9 protein-coding genes and 1 pseudogene are annotated in these 10,983 nt (G+C 70.7%); 3 read left to right on the top strand and 7 right to left on the bottom strand.

Features of this window, described 5'->3' with window-relative positions:
• Together DI269_RS16320 and manA are read left to right on the top strand one after the other, a co-directional pair.
• On the top strand, nt 1–800 hold an 800-nt coding region (locus DI269_RS16320), incomplete at its 5' end, for an SIS domain-containing protein (protein WP_112137671.1).
• Nucleotides 801–926: 126 nt separating this feature from the next.
• On the top strand, nt 927–2,075 hold the full coding sequence (gene manA / locus DI269_RS16325; RefSeq protein WP_112137673.1) for a mannose-6-phosphate isomerase, class I: 1,149 nt from the start codon (nt 927–929) through the stop codon (nt 2,073–2,075).
• Between the two features lie 77 nt (nt 2,076–2,152).
• Here manA and DI269_RS16330 read toward each other — a convergent pair whose 3' ends face one another.
• Nucleotides 2,153–3,187: a GNAT family N-acetyltransferase gene (locus DI269_RS16330; protein ID WP_157975037.1), complete on the bottom strand. Its 1,035-nt coding sequence runs from the start codon at nt 3,185–3,187 to the stop codon at nt 2,153–2,155.
• A 352-nt stretch (nt 3,188–3,539) separates the two neighbouring features.
• Between DI269_RS16330 and ahcY the strand changes: the two genes are divergently transcribed.
• Nucleotides 3,540–4,988: an adenosylhomocysteinase gene (gene ahcY / locus DI269_RS16335; protein ID WP_112137677.1), complete on the top strand. Its 1,449-nt coding sequence runs from the start codon at nt 3,540–3,542 to the stop codon at nt 4,986–4,988.
• A 52-nt stretch (nt 4,989–5,040) separates the two neighbouring features.
• On the opposite strand, the gene DI269_RS16340 is transcribed toward ahcY, so the two are convergent.
• From DI269_RS16340 to DI269_RS16365, 6 genes and pseudogenes are all read right to left on the bottom strand, one after another.
• Nucleotides 5,041–5,925 (bottom strand): hypothetical protein, encoded by an 885-nt coding sequence (locus tag DI269_RS16340; RefSeq protein WP_112137679.1) that lies wholly within the window; start codon nt 5,923–5,925, stop codon nt 5,041–5,043.
• Between the two features lie 27 nt (nt 5,926–5,952).
• A complete protein-coding gene (locus tag DI269_RS16345; RefSeq protein ID WP_112137680.1) occupies nt 5,953–6,846 on the bottom strand; it encodes a serine hydrolase in 894 nt (297 codons plus the stop codon).
• Between the two features lie 156 nt (nt 6,847–7,002).
• Entirely contained in the window at nt 7,003–8,181 is a 1,179-nt protein-coding gene (moeZ, locus tag DI269_RS16350) for an adenylyltransferase/sulfurtransferase MoeZ (protein ID WP_112137682.1), read from the bottom strand.
• 99 nt (nt 8,182–8,280) lie between these two features.
• Entirely contained in the window at nt 8,281–9,132 is an 852-nt protein-coding gene (locus tag DI269_RS16355) for a DUF3152 domain-containing protein (protein ID WP_157975038.1), read from the bottom strand.
• 59 nt (nt 9,133–9,191) lie between these two features.
• Nucleotides 9,192–10,181, bottom strand: a complete 990-nt coding sequence (locus DI269_RS16360) for an alpha/beta fold hydrolase (protein ID WP_112137686.1) — start codon at nt 10,179–10,181, stop codon at nt 9,192–9,194.
• A gap of 5 nt (nt 10,182–10,186) precedes the next feature.
• Nucleotides 10,187–10,983 (bottom strand): annotated as a pseudogene (locus tag DI269_RS16365) (hypothetical protein); the annotation flags it as partial.

Genomic DNA, 10,983 nt, shown 5'->3' on the forward strand with positions numbered 1-10,983 from the left:
CCGCCGCCCGCCGCGGCGCGCGACTGGTCGCCATCGGCGCCCCCGACTCCGAGCTCCAGGCGCTCGCCGAACGCGCCCGCGCCCCGTTCGTGGCCGTCCCGCGCCGCGCCCCCGCGCGCTTGAGCCTGTGGGCGCTCACCGTCCCGGTCCTCATGGCCGCCAGGGAACTCGGGCTCGTCAGCCTCGTCGAGGCCGACATCGCCGAGACCGCCCGCCGGCTCGACGAGGACGCCGAGCGCTGCCGCCCCGACGCCGACGCGTACGTCAACCCGGCGAAGGAGCTCGCGATGAACCTCGCCGGGTCCATCCCGGTCGTGTGGGGCTCCAGCCCGCTCGCGGGCGTCGCCGCCCGCCGCTTCGGCGACATGCTCGCCGCGAACTCCCGCTACCCGGTGGTCTCCGGCGAGCTCGGCGAGGTCGGCCGCGGCCGCGTCGGCCTGCTCGACGGCGTCTTCGGCTCGCTCGCCGAAGTCCGCAAGGACATCTTCGCCGACCCCGAGGAGGACGAGGAGCTCACGCGCCTGCGGATCATCCTCATGCGCGACGACGGCCTCGACGGCGACGACACCACCCCGAAGCCCGACACGCGCCGCGCCGACGCCGTCGCCGACCTGGCCTCGCGCCGCGGCGTCCGCTGCGACGTGCTCCCGGCCGAGGGCGGCTGCGCCCTGGAGCGGCTCGCCTCGCTCATCGCGGTCCCCGACTTCGCGTCGGTGTACCTCGCGCTCGCCCACGGCCTCGACCCGATGCGGGTCCCGGCCGTCTCCGAGATGAAGGACGCCACGCTCGGCGCCGAATAGCGCCAGCTCAAGGCCGTGGACGGCGGCGCCGTCCGCGGCCTTTCGCGTGCGAGGGCTGCCCTGAGAGACGCGAGGGCCGAACCGATAGAGTTGAGGCCTCCGGACAGAGACAGGTGAGGAGCGGCGGTGCAGGGGCTCTACGGCGTCATCCGCAACTACGCGTGGGGATCGCAGGACGACATCGCCAGGCTCCAGGGCCGCGAGGTGCCCGCGGACCTGCCCGAGGCCGAGGAGTGGTTCGGCGCCCACCACAGCGCGCCCTCGACCCTCCACGACGGGCGGCCCCTCGACGCCGCGATCGCCTCCGACCCGGCCGGAATGCTCGGCGAGCGCGCCCTCAAGCGCTTCGGACCGAAGCTGCCGTTCCTGCTCAAGCTCCTCGCCGCCGGGAAGCCCCTGTCGCTCCAGGCGCACCCGAACGACCGCCAGGCCCGCTCGGGCCACCAGCGGGAGATGCGCATCGGCATCGACGCGGCCTACCGCAACTACGTCGACGACAACCACAAGCCCGAGATGCTGGTGGCGCTCACCGAGTTCCGCGCCATGTGCGGCTTCCGCGACCCGCTCGAAGCGGCCGCCGACATCGAGGCGCTCGGCGTCCCCGAGCTCGAAGGGCTCGTCGCCACGTTGCGCGACAAGAAGGCCGGGCTCCGCAAGGCCGTCCCGGACCTCCTCGGGCTCGCCCGCGACGAATGCCGCTCGATCATCGACGCCGCCGCCAAGGCCGCCTCGGAACTCGCAACCGACGACGGGGCCGACCTCGTCTCGCTCGCGCGGTCCTACCCCGACGACCCGGGCGTCCTGGTCAGCCTGCTGCTCAACCACATCACGCTCCAGCCGGGCGAGGCCGTGTACATGCCGGCCGGGAACCTGCACGCGTACCTGCACGGCTTCGGCGTGGAGATCATGGCCGCCAGCGACAACGTGCTCCGCGGCGGCCTCACCAACAAGCGCGTCGACGTCCCCGAACTGCTCCGGGTCCTCGACTTCCAGGCCATGGCCGACCCGCGCACCGCCGCCGAGGACGACGGCCCGGTCCGCTCCTGGCCGGTCCCCATCGCGGACTTCGCGCTCAAGCGCGTCCAACTCACCGGCACGCCGCAGACCATCGCGGTCGAGGGCCCCCGGATCTGCCTGTCCACCGGCGGGTCCGTCACCGTGGCCGACGACGAGGGCGAATCCGCGCTCTCCCCCGGCCGCGCCGCGTTCTCCGCGGGCACTGCCGGACCGCTCGTCGCGAGCGGTGAGGGCGAGCTCTTCATCGCCAGCGCCTAAGCGCCCCATACGGAAAGACCGGCCCGGCCTGATGGAGGCCGGGCCGGTTCCCATTGCAACGCGGGAACTCCGTATTACTAGGAGAGCTTCTTCTGGACGTCGAGGTCGCGGCACAGGGCCCGGTACCCGATGGCCTCGTTGATGGCGATCATGTGGTCGTTCGACTCGGCGTTCCAGGTGTGGACGTAGCGGAGCTTGGGCCGGTACTGGCGCAGCGCCCGCTGGTTGGCGATCTTGAGGATGGTGCCGAGGCGGTGGCCGCGGTGCTTCTCCTCGACGATCGTGTCGTTCTGGCCGGCGTGGTCCTCGTCGCCGGGGAAGACGATGATGTCGGTGAGGCCGGCGATCTCGCCGGTCTCGACGTGCCGGACGGCGGCCGCGAGCTGGAGCTGGCCGCGGGCGGCGAAGGTGCGCTCCTCGTCGCGGACGCGCGCGACGTCGTAGACGGAGGGGCGCATGTCGAGCTCCTCGCCCATGGGCGGGTCGGTGGACATGCGCTGGCGCATGGCGGCGACGCCTTCGACGATGTCGTCGGGGGCGTGGTTGACCCACTGGACGAGCTCGTACCCGGCGGCCTTCTCCCAGGCGTCGACGTACAGCTTCGCGAGGTCGTCGTCCTCGACGGCGAAGAGGTCGTTGCGGCGGTGGATCTCCTGGTCGACGACCTTGTACCCGCGGGCTTCGGCGAAGTGCTGGCCGGCGTGGTCCTGCTTCGGCGCGCCGTCGAGGGAGTCGGACGTGAAGGACAGGATCGTGTCGCGTTCGAGCTCGGCGGCGCGGCGCTCGGCGAATTCGAGGAGCGCGGTGCCGACGCCCTTGCGGCGGTGGCCGGGGTGGACGAGCAGCTCGATGTTGGCGAGGTGCTGGTTGTCGGTCAGGAAGAAGACCAGCTCGACGTAGCCGACGACGGTGCCGTCGACGACCGCGACGTGGCGCTCGGGCAGGACCGAGGCGGGGTACAGGAGGAGGCGCAGCCGCTGGAGGGCGGGCCGGCTCTGGGGCGCGCCGGGGTTGTCGTGCTCGTAGACGGCCCGCTCGACCTCGATCCAGCCGTCGACCAGGTCGCGGTCGAAGGGATCGATCGGAATGATCTGGATGTCAGGGTTGCTCACGCCCCGACTTTCTCGTAGATCGGGTGGGCTCGCAATCGATTTTCAAGATAACGCTTGCCAATTCGGGCAAAAATGTGCCGGGCGGCCACCCCAGACCGCCCGGCACTCCCCCCGGTTTGGTTTCCCCGTGGCGCCTGCGGAAATGGTTTGGAACCCGGTGGATTCCCGCATCTCCGTGACGCTGCGTATCTGCAATATTACCCACCGCCTCAGCAGTGTCAAGCAGAAACAGGGGTTGCGGCAAATTTTTTTCCGTGTCGCCTGCCACGGGCGCCCCACGCGCCACCTCGCGTGGCCGGGCCCACGGTGCCGTTCGGCTGGGGCCCTTGGGACGGCGCGTAGCATCTCAGGCATGACGAACACGCTGCGAGCCGACGACTACAAGGTCGCCGATCTCAAGCTGGCCGACTTCGGCCGCCACGAGATCCGCCTGGCCGAACACGAGATGCCCGGCCTGATGGCCCTGCGCGAGCGCTACGGCGCGGACCGCCCGCTGGAGGGCGCCCGCATCACCGGCTCGCTGCACATGACGATCCAGACCGCGGTCCTCATCGAGACGCTGACCGCGCTCGGCGCCCGCGTCCGCTGGGCCTCGTGCAACATCTTCTCCACGCAGGACCACGCCGCCGCCGCGATCGCGGTCGGCCCGCAGGGCACGGCCGACGCGCCGCAGGGCGTCCCGGTCTTCGCCTGGAAGGGCGAGACGCTCGAAGAGTACTGGTGGTGCACCGAGCGCGCCCTCGACTGGGACGGCGAGGAGCCGAACCTGATCCTCGACGACGGCGGCGACGCCACGATGCTCGTGGTCAACGGCGCCAAGTTCGAGGCCGGCGGGGCCGTCCCGGACGCCTCGACCGCCGACAGCGAGGAGGAGGCCGTGGTGCTCGCGCTGCTGGCCCGCTCGCTCAAGGAGGACCCGGCCCGCTTCTCCCGCAAGGCCGCCGAGATCAAGGGCGTCACCGAGGAGACCACCACCGGCGTGCACCGGCTGTACGAGCTGGAGCGCGAGGGGCGCCTGCCGTTCCCGGCGATCAACGTGAACGACTCGGTCACGAAGTCGAAGTTCGACAACAAGTACGGCGTGCGGCACTCGCTCATCGACGGGATCAACCGGGCGACCGACGTGCTCATCGGCGGCAAGGTGGCCGTGGTCTGCGGCTACGGCGACGTCGGCAAGGGCTCGGCGGAGTCGCTGCGGGGCCAGGGCGCGCGCGTCATCGTCACCGAGGTCGACCCGATCTGCGCGCTCCAGGCCGCGATGGACGGCTACCAGGTGCTGACCCTTGAGGACGCGGTCGAGTACGCGGACATCTTCGTCACCACCACCGGCAACAAGGACATCATCTCGGTCGACCACATGCGCCGGATGAAGCACCAGGCGATCGTCGGCAACATCGGCCACTTCGACAACGAGATCGACATGGCCGGCCTCGCCGCCGAGCCGGGGATCAAGAAGCTCGAAGTGAAGCCGCAGGTCCACGAGTGGCAGTTCGCGGACGGGCACTCGATCATCGTGCTCAGCGAGGGCCGCCTGCTCAACCTCGGCAACGCGACCGGGCACCCGAGCTTCGTGATGAGCAACAGCTTCACGAACCAGGTGCTCGCGCAGATCGAGCTGCACACCAAGCTCGACGAGTACCCGATCGGCGTCTACACGCTGCCGAAGCACCTCGACGAGGAGGTCGCGCGCCTGCACCTCGACGCGCTCGGCGTCAAGCTGACGACCCTGACGAAGTCCCAGGCGGACTACATCGGCGTCAAGGTCGAGGGCCCGTACAAGCCCGACCACTACCGCTACTAGGCGACAGACACGCGAACGGCCCGGTCCTCTTCGGACCGGGCCGTTTCGCTTGCTAGACGACGGCCTTCATGATGACCGAGCGGGCGATCTTCGCGATCTCCTCGACGGCCGTGACGCCCTTGGCCTGGTTGGGCGCTCTGCTGGTCATGATGGACATCCGGATGTCGTGCTTGTTCGGGATGCTGATGTAGCCGACGGAGTGGACGACCCACAGCCCGCCGAGCGAGGAACGGGTGTCCCAGCCGTTCTTGAGGTACACCGTGTCGGACGCGCCCGCGGCGGCCGAGACGCCCCAGTCCTGGGAGCTGACGACCGAGCCCATGAGCGAGCGCGCGTAGTCCACCTTCGACTGGTTGAGCAGGCCCGTGAGCATCAAGAGGTTCAGGACCTTGAGCTGGTCGGTGACGGTGGTCGTGGTCAGGCCCCAGCGGCAGTCCGCGGACGCCTTGGTGTTCTTGAGGCCGTAGCGCACGTGCGCCGCCGTGAGCGCCGAGCAGCCGCCGAGGAAGTTGTAGAGCTTCGTCGTGTTGTCGTTGTGCGACTCGGTGATCATCGTCCGCGCCCACTCCTTCTTCTCGGCGGGGATCGCCGAGACGGAGCTGTACTTCTCCAGCAGCATCAGGAGGATCTCCATCTTGACGAGGGAGGCCGTGTCCTGGACGCGCCGCCAGTTGGCGGTGATCGTGCGGTTGCTGCGCGCCACCGCGACCGAGGCGGTGAGGTCGATGCCGGTGCTGGAGACGTACGTCTTGACGCGGTCGGTCAGCTCCAGGGCCAGCTCGCTGTCGGTGGGCCCGTCGGCCCAGGCCGCGGTGCCGATCCAGGCGCCGCCGCCCGCGACCGCGAGCGCGGCGGGGATGCCGGCGAGCAGGGCGGTCCGGCGGGTGAGGCGGCGGGACCGGGGGGCCGGTTCCGCCTGGGGGGATTGGAGGGTCATGTGCTTCCTTGAGTTTCAGGTTCGGGGTTATTCGGTTTGGACGACGTCGCGGGCGATCTTCGCGATCTCCTCGACGATCGGGACGCCTTCGACGTCGTCGACGGCGCCGCTGGTGAGGACGGCGAGTTTGACGGGGTCGTCGCCGTCGCCGCCGAGGACGCCGATCGAGTTGACGACCCACAGGCCGCCGAGCTGCGACTCGACGTCCCAGCCGTTCTTGAGCCAGACGGTCTCGCCGTCCTTCGCGGCCGCGGAGACGCCCCAGGCCTGCTCTTCGACCACGGTGCCCATGAGTTCGCGGGCGAGCGCGGTCTGCTCGGCGTCGAGGACGCCTTCGGTGAGGGCGAGGCCGGTGAGGATGAGCTGGTCGGAGGCGCTGGTCCAGCCGACGCCCCAGCGGCCCTGGGCGTCCGGGGTGGTGTCCTGGAGGCCGTACCGCTCGTGGGCGGCGACGAGCGCGTCGACGCCGCCGAGGAAGTTGTAGAGCGTGGACGCGGAGCTGTTGTGGGACTCGCGGATCATGCGGTCGAGGGCGACTTGGTGGTCCTCGGGGATCGCCTCGACCGAGCCCCAGTACTCCAGGGCCATCAGCATGATCTCGACCTTGACGATCGAGGCGGTGATGTGGGTCTGGTCGGGGTTGTAGTCCAGGCGCATGTCCCCGCGCTCGACTGCGATCGAGGCCTCGACCTGCGTGCCGGTGGAGGCCAGGTACTCGTCGACCCGGGTCTGGAGTTCCGCTTCCAGCTCTTCGCGGGTGGGGCCGAAGAACGACTGGAGTCCGTCCTCGGAGGCGTTCGCTGCGACCGTGGCCACGGCTCCGGCGCCCACCAGGGCGGCCGCGGCGGGCACGCCGAACCGCAGCAGGGTGCGGCGGGAGGGGCGGAGCAGTCGGGAGGATCGTTCGCTTCTGCGGATCATCCGTACAAGGCTAGGGAATCGGCCGTCCAGGCGTCAACGCGCCCTCATGGGAATCCTTTGACCAGGCGTGTCTGAAATGTCATACGGGGTGCGGGACAACCGGAACACGGAAAAGGGCGTACGGCCGTCGGCCGCACGCCCTTCCGGGTCCGTCGCCTAGTAGGCGGGCAGGCTCGGGTCGACCTGGTTGATCCAGCCGAGCACGCCGCCCTGGACGTGGACGGCGTTCTTGAGCCCGGCGGCCTTCGCGGCGGCCAGGGCCTCGGCCGAGCGGACGCCGGCCTTGCAGTAGAACACCGCCTGCCTCTCGGTCGGCAGCTCGCTCAGCGCGACACCGGAGACGATGTCGCCCTTGGGGATCAGCCGGGAGCCGGGGATGCGCACGATCTCGTACTCGGCGGGCTCGCGCACGTCGATGAGGTCGATGTCGCGGCCCTCCTTGATCCACTCGGCGAGTTCGCGGGCCGTGATGGTGGAGCCGACGACGGCCTCGGCGGCCTCGTCGGTGACCGAGCCGCAGAAGTCCTCGTAGTCGATGAGCTCCTTGACGGTGGCGTTCGGACCGCAGACCACGCAGTTGGGGTCCTTGCGGACCTTGATCTTGCGGTAGGTCATCTCCAGCGCGTCGTAGACCATGAGCGAGCCGACGAGCGGGTCGCCGATGCCGGTGAGCAGCTTGATGGCCTCGGTGGTCTGGATCGAGCCGATCGAGGCGCACAGCACGCCCAGGACGCCGCCCTCGGCGCAGCTGGGGACCATGCCGGGCGGCGGGGGCTCGGGGTAGAGGCAGCGGTAGCACGGGCCGTGGTCGGCCCAGAAGACGCTCGCCTGGCCGTCGAAGCGGTAGATCGAGCCCCACACGTACGGCTTGCCGAGCAGGACCGCGGCGTCGTTGACCATGTAGCGGGTCGCGAAGTTGTCGGTGCCGTCGACGATGAGGTCGTACTGCTCGAAGATCTCGAAGACGTTGTCGTTGTCGAGGACCGTGTTGTGGATGACCACGTTCACGTAGGGGTTGATCTCGCGGATCGAGGCGGCCGCGGACTCGGACTTGGGGCGGCCGATGTCCGACTGGCCGTGGATGATCTGGCGCTGGAGGTTCGACTCGTCGACGGTGTCGAACTCCGCGATGCCGATGGTGCCGACCCCGGCCGCGGCCAGGTACATCAGCGCGGGGGACCCGAGGCCGCCCGCGCCCACGCAGAGCACCTTGGCGTTCTTGAGTCGTTTCTGACCGTCCATGGCGACGTCGGGGATGATGAGGTGGCGCGAATAGCGGCGCACCTCGTCGACCGACAGCTCGGAGGCTGGTTCGACCAGCGGCGGCAAACTCATGCCTCCAATAATGCCCGTCCGCGCATGGGATATTCCACCGGGAACGGCGGTGTGCCGAGATTCACCTCGTGGGATGCACTGTCCCGCATCGCGGGACGGCTAGCGGTCGACGAAGTCGTCCGGCGGGAGGTCGGGCCCGTTGTAGTCCCCCACCGGGCCGGACACGTAGGTCTCGCCGTCGGGGTAGGGCCAGGCGTTGCCGGTGCAGCCGGCGAGCTGGTAGGTCTGCTGGGCCATCACCGGGGAGGGCTCGCCCTCCGCGGGGCAGACCTCGTGGCCGTGGCCGAGGCGGTGGCCGACCTCGTGGTTCACCGCGTACTGGCGGTAGGAGTCGAGGGTGCCGTCCCAGTGCTCGACGCCGGCGATCCAGCGGGCCGAGTTGATGACCACGTTGTCGCCGTTGCGGCACGAGACCGTCGTGTTCTGCGAGCCGCACAGGTACGCGCGCTGCTCGGGGCTGGCGAGGTAGACCGTGAAGTCCGCGTCGCTCCCGGCGACCTGCTGGAAGCGCCAGGCGCCGCCGGCGGTCCACGAGCGCGGGTCGGCGAGCGTCGCGTGGACGAAGTCGCTGAACTCGGCGACGTCGAGCTCGATGCCGTTCTCGACGGCGACGTTGTAGGTCAGGAGCGTTCCCGCGTCGCCGAAGACCTCGGTGTCCGCCGGTTCGGCGTAGGTCCAGGTCCCGGTGCCGGAGAAGTACAGCGGGACGGTGGCGGGCTCGGGAGAGGGCGAGGCGGTGGGGGTGGAGGGGACGATGTCCTCGGGTGCCGCTTCGACGCTGGTCGGGGCCGCTCGGTCGTCCTCGTCCATGGCCTGCGGCTGCCCGCCGGTGACGGCGGCGCCGAGGGCGAAGAAGGCCCCGGTGCCCGCCATGAGGAGGAGGATCGCGAGCAGCACGAAGCGCCGTCGTCTGCGGAGCCTGCGGTTGCGGTCAAGCCGTCCCTCAGTCACACCGGCGAGTCTATGGCCTGGAGGTCCTCAGAGGGCCCAGGCCCGGCGAATGTGTGAGTTCACAATGCGGACAGAGCATCCCTCGTGTCTTCTCGCGCATCAGTGTGCACCTCGTCGAGCATCGCGGCCATGGCGCGGGCGACGGCCTGCGGGCGCTCCATCATCGCGACGTGCCCGGTCCTGTCGAGGATGAGCAGCCGCGAGTCGGGGATGGCGAGGGCGGTCGGCGGGGCCTGGCGGACGTCGATGACGCGGTCCTGCTTGCCCCAGATGACGAGCGTCGGGCACTGGATCTCGCGGGCGAGGCGCCACAGCGAGTTGGTGCCGGGGACGAGGGCCTGCATGAACGAGGCCATGAGGCCGCGGTAGGTCTGGAAGTAGGCGCGGTTGTTCCACGGGACGGCGAGGCGGTGGCGGGCCTCGGCGATCGCCTCGCGGCGGCGCTGCGGGTGGATCGAGTCGGGGTCGGCCCAGGTGCCGCGGATGATGTCGTCGACGACCTGCTGCGGGGTGCGCCCGCGCATGGCGCGGTCGGCGAGCCAGGCGATGTTGGGGACGGCGAGCATCGGCAGGTAGCGGGACTGGTGGGAGCGCCGCGGGTTGCCGAAGGGCATCGCGGGCGAGATGAGCGTCAGGGTGCGGACCAGGTTCGGGCGGGTCGCGGCGAGGTAGACGGCGACGGCGCCGCCGAGGGAGTGGCCGGCGAGGTGGACCGGGCCGCGCCCGGACTCGGTGATCCAGGCGGCGACGTCCTGCGCGAGCAGCGGGATGGTCGCGCGCGGCGCCGGCGCCGAGTGGCCGAAGCCGGGCAGGTCGACCGCGTCGATGCGGAGCCGGTCGGAGAGCGCGTCGGCGAGGTCGGTCCAGTTCTGGGCCGAGCCGCCGAGTCCGTGGACGAACACGGCGGGCTCGGTGCCGGGCGCGGTCGCCGGAGTGTGGCGGATGAAGAGCCGGCGGCGGCTGACCTGGTGTTCGAGGCCGGGCCAGGGCGAGTGCGGCCGCCGAGGAGTTCGGACCTCCCCGGCGTCGACAAGCCGCGCCCGCTTCATGAGAGCTAGTGTGCCACTTCGGCTGCCAGCGCGCCCAAAGTAGCCGAAACCACCGCACGGGCCCGTTCGGCGGTCACGACCGCGGCCCCGGAGAGGCGGCGGACGGACCGGCCGTCGAGCCAGAGGATGACGACGACGGCGGTCTTGACCGGCCCGGTGGGGACGATCGAGGCGTGCTCGACCTCGACGCGGACGTCGCCGGCGCCGAGGCGGGGGCGCAGGGCCTCCACCGTGGCCGCGGCGGCGGCGTGCTGGATGTGCCAGTCGATCGGCGGGACGGCCACTTTGCCCGTGGACTCGGTGCCGCCGAGGGCGAGCGTGACGCTCACTTCGGCTTCGAGGCCGGCGGACTCGATCTCGACGCGGCGCAGTTCGACCGGGCCGACCGAGGCGACTTCGATGTCGGTGGAGGCGGACTCGACGTGGCCGCGGATCTCGGGCTCCTCGGAGGACTGCGGGCCGGGTTCGACGGCGCGCTGCTCGTTGACGACGGCGGAGACGACGGCGTGGACCTCGTCGGGGTCGACGCCGTCTTCGAGTTCGAGCCGGAGGCTGGAGGCGCCGTCGGGGGCGGTGACGTGGAAGGCGTCGCGGACGCCGGGGACCTGGCGGACGGCGTCGACGAGGCGCGCGGACTCGGTGTCGGGCGCGCCGATCGTGTTGGCCGTGTTCGCGGCTCCTGGCATGGGTCCTGTGTTCTCCACGTTCGCGGGCGGGGTGGGCTCGGCGATGGGGGGCCGGTTCGCCGGGGAGGTGCGCAGCGGGGCCTGCTCGGTGACGGGCGGGCTGGGGACCGCCGCGG

This window comes from Glycomyces dulcitolivorans, assembly GCF_003265355.1.
Lineage (GTDB): Bacteria > Actinomycetota > Actinomycetes > Mycobacteriales > Micromonosporaceae > Glycomyces > Glycomyces dulcitolivorans.